Source organism: Roseateles sp. DB2 (assembly GCF_051857535.1).
Taxonomy (GTDB): Bacteria; Pseudomonadota; Gammaproteobacteria; order Burkholderiales; family Burkholderiaceae_C; genus Roseateles_B.
Window position 1 is genome coordinate 397,077 of record NZ_JBPZGY010000004.1, and the last position, 19,783, is coordinate 416,859.

23 protein-coding genes and 1 other RNA gene are annotated in these 19,783 nt (G+C 66.2%); 9 read left to right on the plus strand and 15 right to left on the minus strand.

From position 1 onward, the window contains the following. The first annotated feature begins 46 nt into the window (after positions 1 to 46). The 3 genes from ACS5PK_RS09105 (at position 47) to xerD (ending at position 2,523) form a co-directional block, all read left to right on the plus strand. The gene (locus tag ACS5PK_RS09105; protein WP_439439918.1) at positions 47 to 499 is read left to right on the plus strand and encodes a hypothetical protein; all 453 of its coding nucleotides are present in this window, start codon (positions 47 to 49) and stop codon (positions 497 to 499) included. Between the two features lie 95 nt (positions 500 to 594). Continuing rightward, complete coding sequence (locus ACS5PK_RS09110) at positions 595 to 1,572, plus strand: tripartite tricarboxylate transporter substrate binding protein BugE (RefSeq protein ID WP_439439919.1); 978 nt, start codon at positions 595 to 597, stop codon at positions 1,570 to 1,572. Positions 1,573 to 1,581: 9 nt separating this feature from the next. Continuing rightward, positions 1,582 to 2,523, plus strand: a complete 942-nt coding sequence (gene xerD, locus ACS5PK_RS09115) for a site-specific tyrosine recombinase XerD (RefSeq protein ID WP_439439920.1) — start codon at positions 1,582 to 1,584, stop codon at positions 2,521 to 2,523. A 20-nt stretch (positions 2,524 to 2,543) separates the two neighbouring features. Here xerD and ACS5PK_RS09120 read toward each other — a convergent pair whose 3' ends face one another. After that, positions 2,544 to 3,014, minus strand: a complete 471-nt coding sequence (locus tag ACS5PK_RS09120; RefSeq protein WP_439439921.1) for an Lrp/AsnC family transcriptional regulator — start codon at positions 3,012 to 3,014, stop codon at positions 2,544 to 2,546. Between the two features lie 132 nt (positions 3,015 to 3,146). On the opposite strand from ACS5PK_RS09120, the gene ACS5PK_RS09125 reads away from it, so the two are divergent. Continuing rightward, positions 3,147 to 3,749 (plus strand): MarC family protein, encoded by a 603-nt coding sequence (locus ACS5PK_RS09125; RefSeq protein WP_439439922.1) that lies wholly within the window; start codon positions 3,147 to 3,149, stop codon positions 3,747 to 3,749. Between the two features lie 150 nt (positions 3,750 to 3,899). Here ACS5PK_RS09125 and ACS5PK_RS09130 read toward each other — a convergent pair whose 3' ends face one another. The 6 genes from ACS5PK_RS09130 to ACS5PK_RS09155 all read right to left on the minus strand — a co-directional run bounded on the left by ACS5PK_RS09130 (position 3,900) and on the right by ACS5PK_RS09155 (position 8,855). After that, positions 3,900 to 5,483 carry a TRAP transporter large permease gene (locus tag ACS5PK_RS09130; protein WP_439440001.1) on the minus strand — a complete coding sequence of 528 codons (1,584 nt, stop codon included), beginning with the start codon at positions 5,481 to 5,483 and terminating at the stop codon, positions 3,900 to 3,902. After that, on the minus strand, positions 5,483 to 6,091 hold the full coding sequence (locus tag ACS5PK_RS09135) for a TRAP transporter small permease subunit (RefSeq protein WP_439439923.1): 609 nt from the start codon (positions 6,089 to 6,091) through the stop codon (positions 5,483 to 5,485). Before ACS5PK_RS09135 ends, ACS5PK_RS09130 begins: the two co-directional genes overlap by 1 nt. A 138-nt stretch (positions 6,092 to 6,229) precedes the next feature. Further along, a complete protein-coding gene (locus ACS5PK_RS09140; RefSeq protein WP_439439924.1) occupies positions 6,230 to 6,571 on the minus strand; it encodes a TIGR01244 family sulfur transferase in 342 nt (113 codons plus the stop codon). 43 nt (positions 6,572 to 6,614) lie between these two features. Then, positions 6,615 to 7,061 (minus strand): GatB/YqeY domain-containing protein, encoded by a 447-nt coding sequence (locus tag ACS5PK_RS09145; protein WP_439439925.1) that lies wholly within the window; start codon positions 7,059 to 7,061, stop codon positions 6,615 to 6,617. 151 nt (positions 7,062 to 7,212) lie between these two features. Continuing rightward, on the minus strand, positions 7,213 to 7,425 hold the full coding sequence (gene rpsU, locus ACS5PK_RS09150; protein WP_012346814.1) for a 30S ribosomal protein S21: 213 nt from the start codon (positions 7,423 to 7,425) through the stop codon (positions 7,213 to 7,215). A gap of 185 nt (positions 7,426 to 7,610) precedes the next feature. Continuing rightward, positions 7,611 to 8,855 (minus strand): NAD(P)/FAD-dependent oxidoreductase, encoded by a 1,245-nt coding sequence (locus tag ACS5PK_RS09155; protein ID WP_439439926.1) that lies wholly within the window; start codon positions 8,853 to 8,855, stop codon positions 7,611 to 7,613. Between the two features lie 375 nt (positions 8,856 to 9,230). Between ACS5PK_RS09155 and ACS5PK_RS09160 the strand changes: the two genes are divergently transcribed. After that, on the plus strand, positions 9,231 to 10,265 hold the full coding sequence (locus tag ACS5PK_RS09160; protein WP_439439927.1) for a diguanylate cyclase: 1,035 nt from the start codon (positions 9,231 to 9,233) through the stop codon (positions 10,263 to 10,265). A 188-nt stretch (positions 10,266 to 10,453) separates the two neighbouring features. On the opposite strand, the gene ACS5PK_RS09165 is transcribed toward ACS5PK_RS09160, so the two are convergent. From ACS5PK_RS09165 to nth, 5 genes are all read right to left on the minus strand, one after another. Further along, positions 10,454 to 10,924 carry an EVE domain-containing protein gene (locus ACS5PK_RS09165; protein ID WP_439439928.1) on the minus strand — a complete coding sequence of 157 codons (471 nt, stop codon included), beginning with the start codon at positions 10,922 to 10,924 and terminating at the stop codon, positions 10,454 to 10,456. 153 nt (positions 10,925 to 11,077) lie between these two features. Then, positions 11,078 to 11,257, minus strand: a non-coding RNA gene (ssrS, locus tag ACS5PK_RS09170) — 6S RNA. Positions 11,258 to 11,285: 28 nt separating this feature from the next. Then, positions 11,286 to 11,594, minus strand: a complete 309-nt coding sequence (locus ACS5PK_RS09175; protein ID WP_439439929.1) for a cell division protein ZapA — start codon at positions 11,592 to 11,594, stop codon at positions 11,286 to 11,288. Further along, complete coding sequence (locus tag ACS5PK_RS09180; RefSeq protein WP_439439930.1) at positions 11,591 to 11,800, minus strand: cell division protein ZapB; 210 nt, start codon at positions 11,798 to 11,800, stop codon at positions 11,591 to 11,593. The genes ACS5PK_RS09175 and ACS5PK_RS09180 overlap by 4 nt, the downstream gene beginning before the upstream one ends. A gap of 58 nt (positions 11,801 to 11,858) precedes the next feature. Then, positions 11,859 to 12,491, minus strand: a complete 633-nt coding sequence (nth, locus tag ACS5PK_RS09185; RefSeq protein ID WP_439439931.1) for an endonuclease III — start codon at positions 12,489 to 12,491, stop codon at positions 11,859 to 11,861. Positions 12,492 to 12,587: 96 nt separating this feature from the next. On the opposite strand from nth, the gene ACS5PK_RS09190 reads away from it, so the two are divergent. The 4 genes from ACS5PK_RS09190 to ACS5PK_RS09205 are packed head-to-tail and all read left to right on the plus strand — an operon-like array spanning position 12,588 to position 16,243. Continuing rightward, positions 12,588 to 14,033, plus strand: a complete 1,446-nt coding sequence (locus ACS5PK_RS09190; RefSeq protein WP_439439932.1) for an ArnT family glycosyltransferase — start codon at positions 12,588 to 12,590, stop codon at positions 14,031 to 14,033. Positions 14,034 to 14,058: 25 nt separating this feature from the next. Then, a complete protein-coding gene (locus ACS5PK_RS09195) occupies positions 14,059 to 15,051 on the plus strand; it encodes a glycosyltransferase family 2 protein (RefSeq protein WP_439439933.1) in 993 nt (330 codons plus the stop codon). Continuing rightward, positions 15,048 to 15,434, plus strand: coding sequence for a GtrA family protein (locus tag ACS5PK_RS09200; RefSeq protein ID WP_439439934.1), 387 nt, complete (start codon positions 15,048 to 15,050; stop codon positions 15,432 to 15,434). Before ACS5PK_RS09195 ends, ACS5PK_RS09200 begins: the two co-directional genes overlap by 4 nt. Beyond that, positions 15,431 to 16,243, plus strand: a complete 813-nt coding sequence (locus ACS5PK_RS09205; protein WP_439439935.1) for a ChbG/HpnK family deacetylase — start codon at positions 15,431 to 15,433, stop codon at positions 16,241 to 16,243. Before ACS5PK_RS09200 ends, ACS5PK_RS09205 begins: the two co-directional genes overlap by 4 nt. 27 nt (positions 16,244 to 16,270) lie before the next feature. Here ACS5PK_RS09205 and rsxB read toward each other — a convergent pair whose 3' ends face one another. From rsxB to ACS5PK_RS09220, 3 genes are all read right to left on the minus strand, one after another. Beyond that, positions 16,271 to 16,945 (minus strand): electron transport complex subunit RsxB, encoded by a 675-nt coding sequence (gene rsxB, locus ACS5PK_RS09210; RefSeq protein WP_439439936.1) that lies wholly within the window; start codon positions 16,943 to 16,945, stop codon positions 16,271 to 16,273. Positions 16,946 to 16,964: 19 nt separating this feature from the next. Then, positions 16,965 to 18,281, minus strand: a complete 1,317-nt coding sequence (locus ACS5PK_RS09215; protein WP_439439937.1) for a polyhydroxyalkanoate depolymerase — start codon at positions 18,279 to 18,281, stop codon at positions 16,965 to 16,967. Between the two features lie 256 nt (positions 18,282 to 18,537). Continuing rightward, positions 18,538 to 19,740, minus strand: coding sequence for an amino acid aminotransferase (locus ACS5PK_RS09220; protein WP_439439938.1), 1,203 nt, complete (start codon positions 19,738 to 19,740; stop codon positions 18,538 to 18,540). Positions 19,741 to 19,783 lie beyond the last annotated feature (43 nt).

Sequence of the window (19,783 nt, forward strand, 5' to 3'; positions counted from 1 at the left end):
ACCTTATCATCCACCGGCACCTGCCCGGACCTCTTGCGCCAGCACCATGAGCCCCATCAGCGACAGCACCGACGCCTACGCTCGCACGCGGTTCCCACTCCACGGCCGGGTGCTGATCCGGGGCGAATGGCCCTTCCTGCTGAATTTTGCGGAGGGGCCTTTCAACAAGGAGCTGGTGCAGGCCCTGGGGCAGTTGCTGGCGGTGCACGTCCCGGCGCTGCAGGCGAAAGGGCCTTGGGTGTTGCTGGCAGTCATTGGCTACAGCACGCTGGCCACGGATGAAGCCTTGAGCACCTTCACCGGCCTGCTCCGGCAACTGGTGGTCTCGGGCATGGCGCCGCGGGCCGTCGCGCATGTGACCGCGCCTGAGGTGGAGGGCTCCGGCCTGATGGATGAGGCCATGGCCCGCTGCTTTGACGTTGCCGGCATTCCCTTCGCAGGCTTTCGTGAGGAGGCGCCTGCACGGAACTGGCTGGAAAGCCAGTTGGCTGGCGACTGAGCGTCCAGCGAACGGCCTCAGCTGGGTTCGGCCGTACTGCCCTCCAGCTGGCATAGACTGGCGCTTCCCTGCAGTCAGCCCACGAGAGGAGCTCCATGAGCCGTCGCACGATTCTCAAGCACATTCCCCTGGCCTTGGCCGTCCTTGCCTCGCCCGCAATGGTCCTGGCCCAGGCCTATCCCAGCAAGCCGGTGAAGCTGGTCGTGCCTTTTGCGCCGGGCGGCACCACGGACATCGTGGCCCGGGTGGTGGCCGAGAAGATCAACGGCCCCCTGGGCCAGACCATGGTGGTGGAGAACAAGGCCGGCGGCGGCGGCAAGGTGGGGGCCAACGAGACGGCCAAGTCCGCACCGGATGGCTACTCCCTGGGCATGGCTACGGTCTCGACCACCGCGGCCAACCCGGCCATCGACCCCAAGATCCCCTACAACCCGCTGACCGACTTCACGCCCATCATCAACGTGGCGGCCACGCCCAATGTGATCGCGGTGCATCCGAGCTTCCCTGCCCGCGACTACAAGGGCTTCGTGGCTGAGCTCAAGAAGAACCCGGGCAAGTACAGCTATGCGACCTCAGGCACGGGCGGCATCGGCCACCTGCAGATGGAGCTGTACAAGTCCCTGGCCGGCGTCTTCGTGCTGCACATCCCTTACCGTGGCGCGGGCCCGGCCCTCAACGACACGGTGGCCGGCCAGGTGCCCATGATCTTCGACAACCTGCCCTCGGCGCTGCCTTTCATCAAGGACGGCCGGCTGATTCCCATCGTCGTGGCCGCGCCCCAGCGCCTGGCCCAACTGCCTCAGGTGCCCACCTTCAAGGAAGTCGGCCTGGAGCCGGTGAACCGCATGGCCTACTACGGCATCTACGGTCCCAAGGGCCTGCCCAAGGAGGTGGTGGACAAGGTCAGCACGGCCGTCAAGAAGACGCTGGAGATGCCTGATGTGCGCAAGCGCATCGAGGACACCGGCTCCCTGATCGTGGCCAACACGCCCGAGCAGTTCGCCGCGCAGATCAAGGCCGAGTACGAGGTCTACAAGAAGGTCGTCGAGACCCAGAAGCTGAAGCTGGACTGAGCCTCTTTCGTGCCGCGCGCCCGCAAGACGTCTGTGCCCGCGCCTGCCAGCGCTGTGCGGCTGGCCAGCGCGCAGGCGGCCGAACTCTTCCTGGAGACGCTATGGCTGGAGGACGGCCTGTCCACCGCCACCCGTCAGGCCTATGGCCGCGACCTCGCCTTGCTCGCGGACTGGCTGGATGCCGAGCAGGGGCGCTGCATTGACGAGGCCAGCCAGGCGGACCTGCAGGCCTACATCAGCGCCCGGCACGAGGGGAGCAAGCCCAGCAGCGCCAACCGGCGCCTGAGCGTCTTCAAGCGCTATTTCCGCTGGGCGCTCCGCGAGGGCCGCCTGAGGCAAGACCCGACCCTGCAGTTGCTGCCCTCGCACCGCCTGCAGCGCAGCATCAAGACCCTCAGCCAGAGCCAGGTCGAGGCCCTGCTGCAGGCGCCGGACGTTGACGAGCCCCTGGGTCTGCGGGACCGCGCCATGCTGGAGCTGATGTATGCCAGCGGCCTGCGGGTCAGTGAGCTGGTGGAGTTGAAGACCCTGCATGTGGGCCTCAAGGAAGCGGCCATGCGGGTGATGGGCAAGGGCAGCAAGGAGCGCCTGCTACCCTTTGGCGAGGAGGCCCGTGACTGGCTCTTGCGCTATCTGCGTGATGCCCGGCCCTGCTTGGCAGCCGGGACGCAGCCCGAGGCCCTGTTTCTCAATCGCTATGGCGAGGCCCTGAGCCGGCAGATGTTCTGGCGCTTGGTGAAGAAGTATGCGCTGCAGGCCGGCATCCGCCAGAGCATCTCGCCGCACACCTTGCGCCATGCCTTTGCCACCCACCTGCTGAACCACGGCGCTGACCTGCGCGCCGTGCAGCTGCTGCTGGGCCATGCCGACCTCTCCACCACGCAGATCTACACCCACGTGGCCCGCGAGCGCCTCAAGGCCTTGCATGCCCAGCATCACCCACGCGGCTGAGGCCGGGGAGGGTCAGGTCTTCACCGCACCGGCAGCGGGGAGGGCGGCTTGATCTCCTCGAGGCAGATCATGGAGCGCACATCGGCCACGCCCGGGAGCTGCATGAGCTTGTCGGTGAGGAACTGCGAGAGGGACTTGAGGTCGGCTGCCACCACCTTGAGCAAGTAGTCGCAATCGCCTGAGACCGTGTGGCATTCCAGGATCTCGGGAAAGGCTTTGAGCAGGGTCTCGATGTCCCGAACCCGTACAAAGGCCTGCGCCTCGATGTTGAGGCTCACGAAGGCCGTCACACCCAGGCCCAGGGACTGCGGGTCCACCGCGGCACGGTAGCCGCGCAGCACGCCGCGCTCCTCCAGCGCCCGGACCCGGCGGAAGCACTGCGGGGCCGAGAGCTGCACCCGTGCGGCCAAGTCCACATTGGCGATGCGGCCCTCGCGCTGCAGGATCTCGATGATGCGGCTGTCCAGGGTGTCGAGCGGAGCGTGGGACATGGCGAGTGGGCGAAGGTGGCGGGCAAAAGGGGCTTGTGGCCCGGATGATGGCAGGCCACTTCGCGTGAGGATGGCACGCGGGCTAATGGTTAACCCGTGGTCCGAAGGCCGAACTCACCGACAATAGCGCCCATGGACCACAGCTTTCTCTCCGCCCTGATCCTGCTCCTGCTGGTGCTGGATCCGCTGGGCAGCCTCCCCATCTTCATTCCTATCATGCGTGCCGTGCCCAAGGAGCGGCGTGTCAAGGTGGCGCTGCGCGAGGTCAGCATCGCCTTCCTGGTGCTCTTCGCCTTCATGTTCCTGGGCGACGGTTTCTTGCGCGTGATGCACCTGTCGGAGCGTTCGCTGGAGGTGGCGGGGGGCGTGATCCTGCTGATCATCGCCATGCGCATGATCTTCGGCAGCTCGGGGGAGTCGGCCTATGGCGTGGAAGCGGGGCGTGAGCCGCTGATCTTCCCGCTGGCCGTGCCGCTGCTGGCCGGCCCGTCCGCGATGGCGACGGTGCTGCTGCTGGCCTCGCGCCAGCCGGACCGCATCCTGGAGTGGGTGGGCGCGCTCACTGCGGCCATGGTGATCTCTGGCCTCACGCTGGTCCTGGCGGATCGCATTCGCAAGCTGCTGGGCGACTCGGTGGTCTCGGCCATCGAGAAGCTCATGGGGCTGGTGCTGACGGCGATTGCGGTGGAGATGGTGTTGGCCGGCTTGAAGCGCTATTTCATCGGCGGGCTGTGAGGACGGGCTTGGCAGGACGCAGAGCGCGCGTGCTGCTGCCTTGACGGTCCGTCGCTGCCGTCGCTCAGCAGGCTGGTGCCTGCCATCCAAAAATCAGAAGAAGGCCGGCTGATGTCTGCATCCGCCGGCCTTCTTTCCTGAGCAGCAAGCCTACTTCTTGCCGTCCTGCTGCAGCGCTCTCAGCACCGCCTCGTTCGGATCCTCCGCAGCCCCGCTGGCTGACGAGGCCGGGGCACTCGCTGGCTCCGGCGCAAAGAGCTTGCTGGCGTCGTCCGAGCTCAGCTCGTCCTTGCCCTTGTCCTGCTCCTTGCCGGTCTCCATACCCTGCAGCAGCTGCGTGGCCTGGTCCATGTCCACGACCTTTTCCTTGTCCAGGAAAGCGGTCACCGTGACGGGGAAGAAGATGACGACGGCCACCAGGATCAGCTGCATGACCACCCAGGGAATGGAACCCATGTAGATGTCGTTGGACTCGACCTTCTTGGGCAGCGAGCCCTGCTTGAAGAGCGTGTCCGAGATGCCGCGCAGGTAGAACAGCGCGAAACCGAAAGGCGGGTGCATGAAGCTGGTCTGCATGTTGACGCACAGCATCACGCCGAACCAGACGAGGTCGATGCCCATCTTGTCCGCGACCGGCCCCAGCAAGGGCAGGATGATGAAGGCGATCTCGAAGAAGTCCAGGAAGAAGGCCAGGAAGAAGATGAAGATGTTGACTACCACCAGGAAGCCGATCTGGCCGCCGGGCAGGGTGGACAGCATGTGCTCGATCCAGTGGCCGCCCTCAACGCCCTGGAACACCAGGGAGAAGGTGCGCGAGCCGATCAGGATGAAGACCACCATGGCCGTGATGCGCATGGTGCCCATCATGGTGCCCTTGACCAGGGGCCAGTTCAGGCGGCCATGCATGGCGGCGAGCACGAAGGCCCCCACCGCGCCCATGGCGCCGGCTTCAGTCGGGGTGCAGATGGCGGTGTTGATGCCCGGCAGACCGCCCATGGAGCCCAGCACCGCGAAGATCAGCACCGCGGAGGGCACGATGCCGCGCAGGCACTTGCGCCACAGAGCCCAGCCCTGCAGGGTCCGCGCCTCCTTGGGCACACCAGGCACATGCTCCGGCTTGATGCGCGACAGCGCGAAGGTGTACAGCGCAAAGATCAGCACCTGCAGGATGGACGGGCCCCAGGCGCCCTTGTACATGTCGCCGACGGGCTTGCCGAGCTGGTCGGCCAGCACCACCAGCACCAGGGAGGGCGGCACCAGCTGAGTGATGGTGCCCGAGGCGGCCAGCACGCCGGTGGCGTAGCGCATGTTGTAGCCGTAGCGCATCATCACTGGCAGCGAGATCATGGCCATGGCGATCACCTGGCCGGCCACCGTGCCGGTGATGGCGCCGAGGATGAAGCCCACGATGATCACTGAGTAGCCCAGGCCGCCGCGGATGGGGCCGAAGAGCTGGCCCATCGAATCGAGCATGTCCTCGGCCAGGCCGCACTTCTCAAGCAGCGCGCCCATCAGTGTGAAGAAGGGGATGGCCAGCAGCAGGTCGTTGCTGAGGATGCCGAACACGTTCTGCGGCAGCGCCGCCATGAACTCCGGCGGGAACCAGCCCTGGCTGATGGCGAAGAGGCCGCAGCCCAGGCCCAGGGCCGCCAGGGAAAAGGCCACGGGGAAGCCGATCAGCATGATGATGATCAGCCCCGCGAACATCAGGGGCGGGAATTGCTCCATGCTGATCATTGCAGCGGCCTCTCGTAGTGCGTGTCCATGTTGTAGCGGTGGCTGAGCCAGCCGATGCGCTTGATGATCTCAGCCACGCCCTGCAGCCAGACCATGGCAAAGCCCAGGGGCAGCATCAGCACGGCCGGCCAACGGATCAAGCCGCCGGCATTGCTGGACACCTCACCGCTGACCAGCAGCTTGTGCACATAGGGCAGCAAGCCCAGGGTGGCGATGCTGTCGTCGGGACGCATGCCCGTGGTGAGCTTGCCCATGAACAGGCCCCAGGACAGCCAGGCCATATAGCCGATCACGGGCAGTAGAAAGACAGTGATGCCAAAGAGGTCGACCAGCACCTTGCTCTTGCCGCTGAGGCGGCTGTAGATCAGGTCCACCCGCACATGCTCGTTGATGCGCAAGACCTGGGCGGCGCCCAGCATCACGCAGGCGGCGAACAGGTACCACTGGATCTCGAGAAAGGAATTCGAGCTGTAGTCGAAGGTGTAGCGGACGACGGCGTTGGCCGCGCTGATGAGGCAGGACAGCAGCACGGCCCACTCGGCAAGTACGCCGAACCGGTCGTTGAGTCTGTCGATGGCCTCCGCAAAGGCAATCAAGGCGTTCATGGGCGATTCCTGGGGCAAAGGGCAAGGGCGGTGGGCCCTGCCAGCTTGCTCCGGACTGTATCGACTGCCCGCTGAACGCTGCCTGAATTCGACAGTGGATGAGGGAAAGCCCCGAGCAGCCAGTGCTCGCGTGAGTCCTCAGCCCTGGGTTGCCGCGACGTACAGCTTGGTGCAGCGGGCGCCCGAGCGGCAGAACGCCAGGACGGGGCCGGGGAGGGTGGTCAGCAGCTCGCGGAAGGCGGCGATCTCTTCCGGCGACTGGTAGCCGCCCGCCACTGGCAGATGCACGTACTGCAGGCCGGCGGCTGCCGCGGCCGCGGCCATGCTGGCGCTGCTGGGCTGGTCCGGGCCGCCCTCGCCATCCGGGCGGTTGTTGATCACGCTGCGGAAGCCAGCGGCAGCGGCCTCGGCCATGGCCGCCGGTTCCAGCTGAGGGGCGACGGCAAAGTCGGGCGTCAGGGGATTGAGCGGCAGGGTCATGGCGCGAGGCTCCGTGCTGTGCAGATGTGGAATGCTAACGAGATCAGGAGGCCAGGGCCTTCTTGACCGCGGCTGACACCAGGCCCATGTCGGCCTTGCCGGCCAGTTGGGTCTTGACGGCGCCCATCACCTTGCCCATGTCGCCGGGGCCCTTGGCGCCCAGCTCGGCCACGATGGCGGCGACGGCAGCCTGGATCTCGGCTTCGCTCAGGCGGGCCGGCAGGTAGGCTTCCAACACCACGACCTCAGCGGCTTCCTTGTCGGCCAGATCCTGGCGGGCTGCGGCGGTGTACTGGGCGATGGCGTCCTTGCGCTGCTTGATGAGCTTGTCGACGATGCCGACCAGCATGACGTCATCCACCTCCACGCGCTCATCGACTTCCTTCTGTTTGACGGCAGCCAGCAGCATGCGGATGGTCGAGAGCCTGTCAGCTTCCTTGGCGCGCATGGCGGCCTTCATGTCTTCGGTGATGCGTTCTTTGAGCGTCATGATGAGCAATCGGTAAAAAGGGGCGGACGGCAGGGCAGGATCCAGCCCTGAAATGGAAAAAGCCCGCGACAGCGTCCTGCGCGGGCTTTGTTGAGGAGGCAAGCCTCCTCAGCAGCGTATGGACGCCTGACGGCGCCAGAAAACGAGAAGCTCAGTACAGCTTCTTGGGCAGCTGCATGCTGCGCACGCGCTTGTAGTGACGCTTGACGGCGGCGGCCTTCTTGCGCTTGCGCTCGGCAGTGGGCTTTTCGTAGAACTCACGAGCACGCAGCTCGGTGAGCAGGCCCAGCTTTTCGATGGTGCGCTTGAAGCGGCGCAGGGCCACGTCGAACGGCTCGTTTTCTTTGACGCGAATGGTGGTCATGAAGCAATAGTTCCTTCAAGGTGCGCTCGGTGTTCGCCTGAGCGGTTCAAACCAGGATTGGCTTGACAGCTCTGAAGCGGAAGTATCCGGAGTCCGCTTCCGAATCGACGCGCGGGTTTGCTAGCAAAGACCGGGATTATAGCCACAGATTTGTCTGCTCGCCAAGATCGTGCCCCAGGGGAGGCTCAGGCCGCCGCCTCATCGGCCGAGAGGGACTGCTGGCGGGCCTGCACGCCCTGGGCGCAGGCATGGGCGCTTGCCCAGGCCCACTGGAAGTTGTAACCACCCAGCCAGCCCGTCACGTCAACGACCTCACCAATGAAGAAAAGGCCCGGCTGGCGGCGGCTTTCCAAGGTCTGGGAACTGAGTTCGCGCGTGCTGACGCCGCCGCGCATCACCTCAGCCTTTTTCCAGCCTTCGTCGCCCGCAGGCGTGAGCTGCCATTGCTTGAGGCTGCGGGCCAGGGTTTCCAAGTCCTTGTCCCTGCATTCGGCCATGGGGCGGCTGCCGTCCAGGGCCTGCTGCCGCAGCCAGGTCTGCGCCAGGCGCGCGGGCATCCATTCCGCCAGCGCATTGCCCAACTGCTTGCGGCTGCCTGCCTTTGCCTCGCGCAAGGCGGCTGCGAGGTCCAGCGTGGGCAGCAGGTCGATCTCAATGGCCTGGCCGGGTTGCCAGTAGCTGGAGATCTGCAGGATGGCCGGGCCGCTGAGGCCACGATGGGTGAACAGCAGGTCCTCCAGGAAGCGGACCCGCTGCTTGCCCTGGCTGGCACTGACGACAACTTCCAGAGAGAGTCCGGCCAGTTCAGCGAAGGGTGCCCAGCTGTCGGCGGAGAAGGTCAGGGGCACGAGCGCCGGTCGGGGCGGGACCACCTCATGTCCGAACTGCTGCGCCAGGCGCAGGCCGAAATCGCTGGCGCCAATCTTGGGCACCGGAAGACCGCCGCAGGCGACGACGAGAGAGGGCGCACGGACGGGGCCCTGGCTGGTCTCCAGCTCAAAGCCCCGGGGCCGTGCATGCACGGCGGCCACGGTGCAGGGCTGCCAGCGTTGCACACCCGCCTGCTGGCACTCGTCCTTCAGCATCTGGATGATGCGCTCACTGCCGTCGTCGCAGAACAATTGGCCGCGGTGCTTCTCATGGAAGCTGATGCCGTGCTTCTGAAGCAAGGCGATGAAGTCCTGCGGGGTGTAGCGCGCCAGCGCCGAGCGGCAGAAATGGGGATTCTCGGAAAGGTAGTTGCCAGGTCCTGCTTCGCGGTTGGTGAAGTTGCATCTTCCTCCGCCGGAAATGCGGATCTTCTCCGCCAGCCGGGGCGCATGGTCGATCAAAAGGGGCCGCAGTCCCAGTTGACCGGCTTGCGCGGCACAGAAAAGACCGGCGGCACCAGCGCCGATGATGAGGAGGTCGAAGTCAGGGGGGGCGGGCATGGGGCGGGGAGCGGCACGGCAGCCCTGCCGATCCAGGGCGGACCAGCGGACGAGCCCGTGGCAGGATGTGGATCGAATCGAGGTGAAAGCCAGCCATTTTCGCAGCAAGCACGCCATAACGCACCAAAGGATGGGGTCGGGACGCCTGTGGCCGTGAGCCTTGGGCCTTCTCGGACGAGAAGGATGACCCAAATAGGGGGCAGGCATCGCCGCCAAGCGGTCTGGATTTGGCTACCATGCGCGGAGCATTCACAGGCCGACAGCGAGCATCCGGGCAAAAGGGTGGGCTGGTCGCCCGGTGCGCTTTCGTCGGGGAGCGCTCGTGGCCGGCGCGAGGGAGCATCGGAAAGAAAGAAGCAAGAAGGCTTTCAAGGCATGGACATTCAATCGGCTTTCGCCCAGGGCATGGCAGGTCGCCCGGGCAGCTTGCAGGACTGGCTGCAGTCGCAAGGCCTGTCCGACGGCGGGGCAGCCGGGGCCTTGCTGAGCCTGGCCGAGCCCTTGGGGGCCTTCCTGGCGGTCAAGTCTCTGGCAACCGGCCGTTATGTGTACGCCAGCGCCGGGCTGGACCGCCTGTTCGAAAGGACCGAATCCTCGGTGGTCGGCAGCGGTGACGTGGACCTCATGCGCGGCGACGAAGTTCAGGCCATGCGCCGGGTCGAGCAGGCTGTCATGGCGCAGCGCAATGTGGTGGTCAGCGAGCACCGGCTGGAGCTGGGCGGCCGCCGCCGGGATTTCATGGTCACCCGAGTGCCCTTGGGGACAGAGCACATCATGTCGATGTGGTCAGAAAGGACCGAAGAGAAGCACAGGGAATCGCATCTTCAGCGCGCCCTGCAACAGATCGAGCAGCAGCAGAAATCCATGGAGCTGCTGCGCCGTGAGTCCGAGAAGGGCAGCGGCCGTGATGACACCTCAGGGCTATACCTGCGGGCGCAGTTCGATGACCAACTGCTGCGGGAGATCGACCTCTCCACTCGTGAACACCGCGAGTTCGCCCTGGTGCTGATCTCCCTGGATCCCTTGCCGGCTGAGGTCCAGCACCTGCGTGCCGAAGCGCAGCAGCGCATGCTGGAGGGGTTGGGACGCATGCTGCGGGCCAACACCCGTGCGATGGATGCTGCCTGCCGCGTGGGGGAGCAGTTGTTTGCCGTGCTGCTGTCCGGCGTCGGCCTGGCCACGGCCCATGCGCGCATGGAGCAGTTGCGCCGTCAGTGCGTCACCCAGATCATCGTGGTGCAGGGGCTGGACCTCCACCTCTCGCTGTCCATGGGCGTGGCCAGCTTCCCCCATACGGCATCGCGCCAGGAAGAGTTGCTGGACGCCGCTCAGTCTGCCATCCAGGAAGCGCAGCGCCGTGGCGGCAATCAGGTGGTGCTGGCGCCCATCCCCTTTGGCGGCCAATCCTGAGCAGCGGGCCGGATGCGCGGCTGCCTTCGTTGCTCGCGGCCTGGGCCTTGGCTGAAGACGCATCTCTGGCGGCTTGGCCTCCGTTGCGCCGATGGCCGAACAGCGCGGCCGTGCCAACGGTCCAGCGCCCGGCGCATTGAACGCCCTGTCATGCCCCGGCGCCTTCAATGCCCTGGACAGGGAACGGTTCAGTCGGCTGCCGATGCCAGCAAGGCCATGACGGCCTGCCATTCCTCGGGGCTGACCGGCGTGATGGACAGCCGGTTGCCGGGCTGCAGCACCCGCATGCTGGCCAGGGCCGCGTGTTGGCGCATTTCAGGCAGGCTCATCAGCCGGGTCTTTCGGACAAAGCTCACATCCACATGCAGCCAGCGTGGCGCTTCAGGCCGGGACTTGGGGTCGAAGTAGGGGCTGCTGGTGTCGAACTGGCTGGCGTCCGGATAAGCGGTGCTGCAGACCTTGGCAATGCCGGCAATGCCAGGCTGCGGGCAGGAGGAGTGATAGAACAGCACGCCATCCCCGCTACGCATGGTGTCGCGCATGAAATTGCGGGCCTGGTAGTTGCGCACGCCGATCCAGGGTACGGTCTGCCCTGGCGCGGTGGCCAGGTCGTCGATGGAGCACTCGTTCGGCTCCGATTTCATCAGCCAGTAGTTCATGGGCAGGGGCTAATCGGAAGCGACGCGTCGGCAAGGTAGGCCTTGAGGTGCGACCACCGGGCGCAAGAACCAAGGGCGTCACGCGGGGGCAAGGCCGATGAAGCCTGATGCAGCCTGAAGCACAGGCCAAGCCAACGCATCAGGCAAGAAGAGGGTGTCCGCCGCGAGCCGTGAGCCGCATTCCTGAACCCAGGGGATTCAGGTGGGCGAGGTCAGCAAGGCTTCGGGTTCATCTGACGCGAGACGATCACACCAGCCAGGCGATGTTCCAAGCCCATGCTCAAAGAGCATCGGTTCAAGGAAATATAAGACTCACGCGAACGCAACGGACAAGCTCATTCTAGGGCCTTGCAGCCATCGCTCAGAGCAGTTGCCCGTCGTGAGCAAGGGCTTCGTCCAGTCGTTTGATCAGTCCGTCGAGATCGGGTAGGCCGCCGTCCTGACTGGCCGGTGCGCTGGCACGGGCAGCGGGTTGTTCGGCAAGCTGGTAGGCCAGGTTCAGCGCGGCCAGCACGGCAATGCGCTCGCGGGCCTTGATGCGGCCGGCGTCGCGGATGCCGCACATCTCGCGATCGACCTGCGCCACCGCCTTCACGAGCGCGGCCTCGCCGCCTTCGGGGCAGCCCAGCAGGTAGCTCTGGCCCATGATGGTTACTTCCATCTGCTTCATGGCGCGTTCTTCTCCGGTTCCAGCGGCAGGCGATCCAGCAGGGCGTCAATGCGGGCCCTGGCAGCGTTGAGGCGGGAGCGCATGCCGTCGCGCTCCTGGGTCAGGGCTCGGACCTGCTCCTCGAGCAGTGCGTTGGTGCGGGTCAGCTCGTCGTGACGCAGGAGGAGCCTCTCCACCCGGTCAACTAGGTCGGTGATGCTTGGCATGGCTGGCTGTGACGATCTCGCCTACTGGTGATGCGGCATTGTAGAGGCGGGGCCGGATTCAGGGCAGGGCGCGGCTCAGGTCGCAGTCCACGCGCACGCTGCAACGCTCGCACATCGGTCGACGCGCCTGGCACACATAGCGCCCGTGCAGGATCAGCCAATGATGCGCATCGACCATGAACTCGGCCGGCACCCTCGTCAGCAAGCCCTGTTCCACCGCCAGCGGTGTCTTGCCTGGCGCCAGGCCGGTGCGGTTGCTGACGCGGAAGATATGCGTGTCCACCGCCATCGTGGGTTCGCCGAAGGCCACGTTGAGCACCACGTTGGCGGTCTTGCGCCCTACGCCAGGCAGGGCCTCCAGGGCCTCGCGGCTGCGAGGCACCTCGCCGCCATGCTGTTCTACGAGGATGCGGCAGGTGCTGAGAAGGTTCTTGGCCTTGGTCCGGTACAGGCCTATGGTCTTGATGGCGTCGGCCAAGCCGGCCTCGCCCAGAGCCAGCATCTTGGCCGGCGTGTTGGCCCGCGTGAAGAGCTTGCGGGTGGCCTTGTTGACCCCCACGTCCGTAGCCTGGGCTGACAGCAGCACGGCGGCGAGGCATTCGAAAACGCTGCTGTACTCCAGCTCGGTCTGGGGCGAGGGGTTGGCGGCGCGCAGGGTCTGGAAAAAGTGCAGGACTTGGGCGTCATTCATGGCGTCATTGTGGTTCAAACGGGGGCCCGAACGCTGCTGGCTCGGCGAGAATGCGCCACGCGTTCTACCCTGGACGCGATGCCTTCTCCACGCCGCATGAGTTTCGCCCCCACATCCCTTGCCCCTGCCAGCCCGCTGCGCAGCGCCGCCAGCGCCCGCCCCTGGCTGTACCTGCTCGCTGCGGCCGTACTGCTGCGTCTGCTGAGCCTGCCCCTGATGGCGCTCACTGACCACACGGAGGCTCGCTATGCCGAGATCGCGCGCCTGATGGTGCAACTCGGCGATTGGGTCAGCCCGCACGTGACGCCCACCGAGGTCTTCTGGGCCAAGCCACCGCTGTCGACTTGGGGTCAGGCCCTGATGATGGAGCTGTTTGGCGTTAACGAATGGTCGGGGCGCCTCGCCTCCCTGGTTTGGGCGCTGCTGGGCCTGTGGAGCCTGGACTGGATGCTTCGCGCCAGCCTGGCGCCTGTGCAGCGGGCCGCGGCCCTGGCGGTGCTGATGCTGTGCCCCATGTACTTCATCTGTGCCGGCGCGGTGATGACGGATGCCACGCTGATGGCCACCGTGCTGCTGGTGCAAGCGGCTTGGTGGCGGGCCGTGAGTGCCGCTGACGCCGCCGACGCGCGGCGCGCCGGACGCGTTCTGGCCCTGGGCCTGGGCCTGGCCCTGCTTACCAAGGGCCCGGCCGCTGGCGTGCTGGCCTTGCTGCCCCCGGTGCTGCACGCGCTGTGGCGGCGTCACTGGGTGGTGGTCACCCGCATCCTCAAGGACCCTCTGGCCTGGCTGATCTGGCTGGGTCTGGCTGTGCCCTGGTATGTCTGGGCCGAGCACCGGACGCCCGGTTTTCTACAGTACTTCCTGCTGGGCGAGCATGTGATGCGATTCCTGCAGCCAGGCTGGAAGGGGGACCGCTACGGCTTTGCACATGCCCAGCCCATCGGCATGATCTGGCTGTTCGTCCTGGTTTCAGCACTGCCCTGGGTGCTCCACGGCTTGGTGGCCCGGCTGGGTGGGCGCCGAAGCGGTGTCCGCATGCAGGCGCAGGAGCGGCTTGGCGCCGATCTGTGGGCCTACGCCCTGTGCATTGCTGCAGCGCCACTGCTGCTATTCACTGCGGCGCGCAACATCATCCCCACCTACGCAGTCACGGCCCTGCCCGGCGTGGTGCTGCTGTGGCTGGCGCAGGTGGATGCGCAGCGGCTAGGCATGGCTAGACACTGGGGCGCTGGTGTCGTGGTGCTGCTGCTGACCGCCTTGGGCTTCCTCTGGCTCGGGCCGAAGGAATCGCTGCGGGCCTCCGATCGCGAACTGGTCCGTGCCTATGAGAAAGCCTGCGGAGTGCAGGCCTGGACCTCTGCCTGCGGGCTGCAGTACGCCAGCAAGCCGGATCACTCGGCCTTCTTCTACAGTGCGGGCCGTCTCTATGCTCAACCGGCGAACGCCGTGATGCGCTACCAGGTCCTGGACCGGGACCCCCAGCGCGCGCGCGGCGAAGCGCTGGCCTGTAACAAGCATCTGTGCCTCTATGTCGCTCCCTGAGAATTCTCCCCAGCCTCGTCCTCTCTTGCCCCCGACGGCCCGCGAGCGGCCGCAACTGCTGTCGGTGGTGATGCCTGCCTTCAACGAGGCGCGCAACCTGTCCTGGCTGCTGCCCAGGATGGCGCATGAGCTGGCGGCGCATGCCGAGGCCCTGGAGTTGATGGTCATCGACGACGGCAGCCGCGATGACACGGTCATGGTGGTGCAGGGCCTGATCCGCCAGGGGCTGCCTGTACGCCTGCTGCGCCTGTCCCGCAACTTTGGCAAGGAGGCAGCGCTGACGGCAGGCCTGGACGCCGCCGAGGGCGATGTGGTGATCAGCATGGACTCGGACGGCCAGCATCCCATCAGCTGCGCCCTACGCATGCTGGAGCGCTGGCGCGAGGGCTATGACGTGGTCTATGGGGTTCAGAAGGGGCGTCGCGAATCGCAGTCGGCCGCCAGGCGCCTCTACACGAGGACCTTCTACTGGCTGATGCAGAAGGGCTCGCGCTTCGAGCTGCCCGCCGATGCCGGTGATTTTCGCCTGCTGGACCGCGCGGTGGTGCTGGCCCTGCGCCAACTGCCCGAGCGAGCCCGCTACATGAAGGGACTGTTCGCATGGGTGGGCTTCCCCGCCATAGGCATAGAGTTCGTGCCGGACGCACGCGCCCACGGTGAAACCAGCTTCAACTTCATGCGCCTGCTGCAGCTGGCGGTGACGGGCATCACGGCCTTCTCCAAGGTGCCGCTGCGGCTTGTATCGGCCCTGGGCATCGTGGTGTCACTGCTGTCGGTGGTGTTTGGCTGCTGGATCGTCTTCGAGAAGGTCTTTCTTGGCAACGAGATCTCCGGCTTTGCGACGCTGGCGGCCTCGATCACCTTCCTGGCTGGCGTGCAGCTGCTGTGTCTGGGCATCATTGCCGAGTATCTGGGCCGTGTGTTTGACGAAGTCAAGCGTCGCCCGCTGTATGTGACGCAAGACCTGACCCCATCGTTGAAGCAGGCTGCGGCGTCTGATCAGGAGCCTCGGTCTTGAAATCGCTGATGTGGTTTGGCGCCGTGGGGGCCAGCGCGGCGGCCGTGCATTTCTGCGTGGTCTGGCTGCTGGTCGGCACTTGGCTGTGGCCGGCACTGGGGGCCAATGTGATGGGCTTTCTGCTGGCCTTCGGGGTGAGCTTCGTCGGCCATCACCGCCTCACCTTTGCGGACCAGCAGGCCAAGGGCCGGGAGGCTCTGCCTCGCTTCTTCGGCGTGGCCTTGCTGGGTTTTGCCTGCAATGAGCTGCTTTATGCCTTGCTGCTGCAACTGGGCATGGAGTACCGCCTGGCCCTGTTCGTGGTGCTCCTGGCGGTGGCTGCCATGACATGGTGGCTGGGGCGGTATTGGGCCTTCAGGAAGCGGGGCGGGGCCGCCTCATGAACCTGCGCCGCATCCAGATCTGCGCGGACGACTACGGCTTCGACCGCGCCATCAGCCAGGGCATCCTGGACACCATTGACGCAGGCGTGGTCAGCGCCACCAGCTGCATGGTGCTTTCGCCGGCCTGGCCGCATTGGGCGCCAGCGCTGAAGGAGCGCAGCAACCTGGCTGACCTGGGCCTGCACCTGGATCTCAACGAGTTCGCCCACCACGCCGCTCGCAGCCTCAAGGGCTGGATCATTGCGGCCTACCGTGGCGCCGTGCCTGCCGCCATGGCTCGGCCCTGGATTGATGCGCAGCTGGATGCCTTCGAGCGGCGCCTGGGCCGTGCGCCGGACTATGTCGATGGCCATCAGCATCTGCATCAGCTGCCAGGCATCCGAGAGGCCCTGCTGCAAACGCTGTGCGCTCGCTACGGCCATGGCTGCGCGCTGCGCATCACCCGTCCCCGGCGTTGGCGCGGCGCCAAGGCGGCCGTCATCGGTGCGTTGGGATCGGGGGCGCTCGCCTCAGGTGCACGCGCCGAGGGCCTGCGGGTCAACCGCGACTTTGCCGGCGTCTACGAGTTCCAGCCCGCCGCTGACTTCGCAGCCCTGCTGAAGTGGTGGCTGGACTCGCTGCCGGACCGCGGGCTGATGATGTGCCACCCGGGCCGTGCAGGTTCCACGGAGACCCGCGCCGATGGCATCCGTGCGGCCCGTGTGCGTGAACACGCCGTGCTGGCGGGCGGACAGGGCAAAGCGCTGCTGCAGGCCTTGGGCATCCAGCCGGGCCGCTGCAGGGACTGGGACGTCGCCGGCGCTGGCTGAATCCTGGCGCCGGCTCTGGCGAGGGCCTCATCCGCCGCGCTTGGCGCGGGCGCGTGCGAGCGCAGCCTCGATCACGGAGCGCTTGCGCTGCAGTTCCTCATCGTCGGCCGGCTTGGTCAGTTCGGCCAGATGGGCCAGCTTGTGCTGTGCTTTTGTTGCCAGGCGCTGGGCGTTCTCCTCGGCCTCCCGCTGCTCGCGGAAACGCTTGAAGCCATAGCGATCTCGGGCCTGCTGCGCCTGCGCCTGGCTCCAGGCGGCCCAGCCGCTGCGGCCAGGCGTCACGTCCACCAGGGAGATGCAATCCACCGGGCAGGCTGGCACGCAGAGTTCGCAGCCCGTGCATTGCTCGGCCACGATGGTGTGCATCAGCTTGGGTGCACCGGCAATGCAGTCCGCCGGGCAGGCCTTGATGCACAAGGTGCAGCCAATGCACCAGGACTCGTCGATCACGGCCAGCTTGCGCGGGCCTTCCTCGCCATGCTCGGCGCTCAGGGGCAGGGCAGGCCGGCCCATGATGCGGGCCAGGCGGGCGATGCCCTCGGTGCCGCCGGGCGGGCACTGGTTGATGCCGGCTTCGCCGCGGGCCATGGCCTCGGCATAGGCGCGACAGTCCGGATAGCCGCAGCGCGTGCATTGCGTCTGGGGCAGGGCTCGGTCGAGTTGCTCGATCAGTGCGGCGGTCGTGGCGGGTTCGGCGGTCAAGGTCGGATGCGGTGCAGCGTCAGGTCGTGGCCTTGCTGCGCGAACGGGCGGCGGGTCGCTTGCTGCTCGTTGCGGCAGAGGCCGTCAGCGGGGCTGCATCGTACTTCGCAATGAAGCTGCGTACTTCCGGGTAGACCATCTCGCGCCAGCGCCGACCCGAGAAAATGCCGTAGTGACCGGCGCCAATGGCGTCGTAGTGGTACTGATGGCTGCTGGGAATGCCGCTGCACAGCTCGTGAGCCGCGCGGGTCTGGCCGGCACCGGAGATGTCGTCCAGCTCGCCTTCGACGGTCAGCAGCGCGGTGCCGCTGATGTCCTGGGGGCGGACGAGTTCATGACCGACGGTCCAGGTGCCGTTGACCAGGGCGAAGTCCTGGAACACGGTCTTGATGGTGTCCAGGTAGTACTCGGCCGGCATGTCCAGCACCGCGTTGTACTCGTCGTAGAACTTGCGGTGGGCCTCGGCGCTGTCGTCGTCGCCGCGCACCAGGTCCAGGAAATAGTCGTAGTGCGAGCTCAGGTGCCGGTCCGGGTTCATGGCCACGAAGCCGGTGTGCTGCAGGAAGCCCGGATAGACGGCACGGCCGGCGCCGGGGAAGTTGGGCGGCACGCGGCAGATGACATTGTTCTCGAACCAGCTGTGGCTCTTGTTCATGGCCAGGTTGTTGACGGCGGTCGGGCTCTTGCGGGCGTCAATGGGGCCGCCCATCATGGTCATGGAACGAGGCGTGGGCTCGCCGCGCGAGGCCATCAGCGAAATTGCGGCCAGCACGGGCACGGTGGGCTGGCAGACCGAGATCACATGCGCCTGATCGGCGCCCACGTGGCGGATGAATTCCTGGACATAGTTGACGTAATCGTCCAGATGGAAGGGGCCTTCGTCCAGCGACACCATGCGGGCATCAGTCCAGTCGGTGATGTAGACCTTGTGGTCTCGCAGCAGGGACTTCACCGTGTCACGCAGCAGAGTGCTGTGGTGACCAGACAGGGGCGCGACCACCAGCACGGTGGGCTGGCTTTTCATCTTGGCCAGGACGGCCGGGTCGTCGGTGTAGCGCTTGAAGCGCAGCAGACGACAGAAGGGCTTCTCCAGGGGGACCAACTCCTGGACAGCGACCTCTACGCCATCAACGTCAACGCCGCGGATGTCGAACTCGGGCTTCTCGTAGTCCTTGGCCAGGCGGTGCATCAGGTCCAGGCCGGCCGAGAATCGTGCGGCCATGGGCGAGTGCGCAAAGGGCGACAGCGGATGGCTGTAGAGCTTGGCGGCTGCGCTGGCGAACTCCGAAAAGGGGCTCATCAGGGCGCGTTGGGTTTCGTAAAGCTGGTACAGCATGTGGACCCTTCCATGGCTGGCCGGCGCCGCGGGATGCGTGGGCTCGGCGTGGAGGCTTGGATGCCTGTGAAGCATCTTGCCCTGTTTTGTGCGTTGCAGCATTGTAGGGATGCAATGCTGACAGCCAGCTTGGTGAATTACCCCGCACAAACCCGGACTTTGGGCCCGGACTCGGGGACATGAGGCTGTCATGAAGGCGACAAAAAAGCGCCGCCGGTGTTCCGGACGGCGCCTTGCGGGCGGGGCAGTTGGGGGCTCAGCCCTTGATGACGGCTGCCATCGCGGCAGCCACGGCCTTGAGATTGCCCGGGTTCAGGGCGGCCACACAAATGCGGCCGGAGTCCACGCCGTAGATGCCGAACTCGCTGCGCAGGCGCTGCATCTGGGTGGCGTTGAGGCCAGAGTAGCTGAACATGCCCTTCTGGCGCGTCACGAAGCTGAGGTCCTGCTCGACGCCTGCCGCCTTCAACTCGGCCACCAGGGCCTCGCGCATGGCACGGATGCGGGTGCGCATGCCGGCCAGCTCCTCTTCCCACAGGCTGCGCAGGGCAGGGGTGGACAGCACGGTGGCCACGACCTGCGCGCCATGGGTGGGCGGGTTGCTGTAGTTGGTGCGGATCACAATCTTCAGTTGGCTCAGCACGCGGCTGGCTTCCTCGACGCTGGCGCAGACCACGCTCAGGGCACCCACGCGCTCGCCGTACAGTGAGAAGCTCTTGGAGAAGCTGGTGGAGACGAAGAAGTCCAGGCCGGCGGCCAGGAACTGCTGGATCACGGCGCCGTCCTCGGCGATGCCTTCGCCGAAGCCCTGGTAGGCCATGTCCAGGAAGGGCACGAGGCCGCGCGCCTTGACCACCTCGACCACCTGGGCCCATTGGGCTGGCGTCAGGTCATAGCCCGTGGGATTGTGGCAGCAGGCGTGCAGCACGACCACGGTGCCGGCCTCGGCAGCCTGCAGGTCGGCCAGCATGGCCTGTGCCTTGATGCCGCGGTGCTCGGCGTCGTAGTAGGCATAGGTGCCGACCTGGAAGCCGGCATTGGTGAACAGAGCTCGGTGGTTTTCCCAGCTGGGGTCGGAGATCAGTACGCGGGCATGGGGGTTCAGGCGCTTGAGGAAGTCGGCGCCTATCTTCAGGCCGCCCGTGCCGCCCAGGGCCTGCACCGTGGCGACGCGCTTGCCCTTCACCACCTCGGCATCCGCCCCGAAGACCAGGCCCTGCACCGCCAGGTCATAGGCGGCGATGCCGTCGATGGGCAGGTAGCCGCGCGCCTTGGGCGCCTCCAGCATCTGGCGCTCGGCCTCGGCCACGCAGCGCAGCAGGGGCAGCTTGCCGTTCTCGTCGTAGTAGACGCCGACGCCGAGATTCACCTTCTTCGGGTTGGTGTCGGCATTGAATTGCTCGTTGAGACCCAGGATGGGGTCACGGGGGGCCATTTCGACGGCGGCGAACAAGGACATGGGACTTTCCTGACAGGACGGTGGCATGAGGCTCGCGAAGGCT

Excerpts from the sequence above, each read along its gene's own strand:
- ACS5PK_RS09105 (WP_439439918.1), top strand. The coding sequence starts at position 47 with ATGAGCCCCATCAGCGACAGCACCGACGCCTACGCTCGCACGCGGTTC.
- ACS5PK_RS09110 (WP_439439919.1), top strand. The coding sequence starts at position 595 with ATGAGCCGTCGCACGATTCTCAAGCACATTCCCCTGGCCTTGGCCGTC.
- ACS5PK_RS09120 (WP_439439921.1), bottom strand. The coding sequence starts at position 3,014 with ATGTCCCACGCTCCGCTCGACACCCTGGACAGCCGCATCATCGAGATC.
- ACS5PK_RS09125 (WP_439439922.1), top strand. The coding sequence starts at position 3,147 with ATGGACCACAGCTTTCTCTCCGCCCTGATCCTGCTCCTGCTGGTGCTG.
- ACS5PK_RS09135 (WP_439439923.1), bottom strand. The coding sequence starts at position 6,091 with ATGAACGCCTTGATTGCCTTTGCGGAGGCCATCGACAGACTCAACGAC.
- ACS5PK_RS09140 (WP_439439924.1), bottom strand. The coding sequence starts at position 6,571 with ATGACCCTGCCGCTCAATCCCCTGACGCCCGACTTTGCCGTCGCCCCT.
- ACS5PK_RS09145 (WP_439439925.1), bottom strand. The coding sequence starts at position 7,061 with ATGACGCTCAAAGAACGCATCACCGAAGACATGAAGGCCGCCATGCGC.
- rpsU (WP_012346814.1), bottom strand. The coding sequence starts at position 7,425 with ATGACCACCATTCGCGTCAAAGAAAACGAGCCGTTCGACGTGGCCCTG.
- ACS5PK_RS09155 (WP_439439926.1), bottom strand. The coding sequence starts at position 8,855 with ATGCCCGCCCCCCCTGACTTCGACCTCCTCATCATCGGCGCTGGTGCC.
- ACS5PK_RS09160 (WP_439439927.1), top strand. The coding sequence starts at position 9,231 with ATGGACATTCAATCGGCTTTCGCCCAGGGCATGGCAGGTCGCCCGGGC.
- ACS5PK_RS09165 (WP_439439928.1), bottom strand. The coding sequence starts at position 10,924 with ATGAACTACTGGCTGATGAAATCGGAGCCGAACGAGTGCTCCATCGAC.
- ACS5PK_RS09175 (WP_439439929.1), bottom strand. The coding sequence starts at position 11,594 with ATGAAGCAGATGGAAGTAACCATCATGGGCCAGAGCTACCTGCTGGGC.
- ACS5PK_RS09180 (WP_439439930.1), bottom strand. The coding sequence starts at position 11,800 with ATGCCAAGCATCACCGACCTAGTTGACCGGGTGGAGAGGCTCCTCCTG.
- nth (WP_439439931.1), bottom strand. The coding sequence starts at position 12,491 with ATGAATGACGCCCAAGTCCTGCACTTTTTCCAGACCCTGCGCGCCGCC.
- ACS5PK_RS09190 (WP_439439932.1), top strand. The coding sequence starts at position 12,588 with ATGAGTTTCGCCCCCACATCCCTTGCCCCTGCCAGCCCGCTGCGCAGC.
- ACS5PK_RS09205 (WP_439439935.1), top strand. The coding sequence starts at position 15,431 with ATGAACCTGCGCCGCATCCAGATCTGCGCGGACGACTACGGCTTCGAC.
- ACS5PK_RS09215 (WP_439439937.1), bottom strand. The coding sequence starts at position 18,281 with ATGCTGTACCAGCTTTACGAAACCCAACGCGCCCTGATGAGCCCCTTT.
- ACS5PK_RS09220 (WP_439439938.1), bottom strand. The coding sequence starts at position 19,740 with ATGTCCTTGTTCGCCGCCGTCGAAATGGCCCCCCGTGACCCCATCCTG.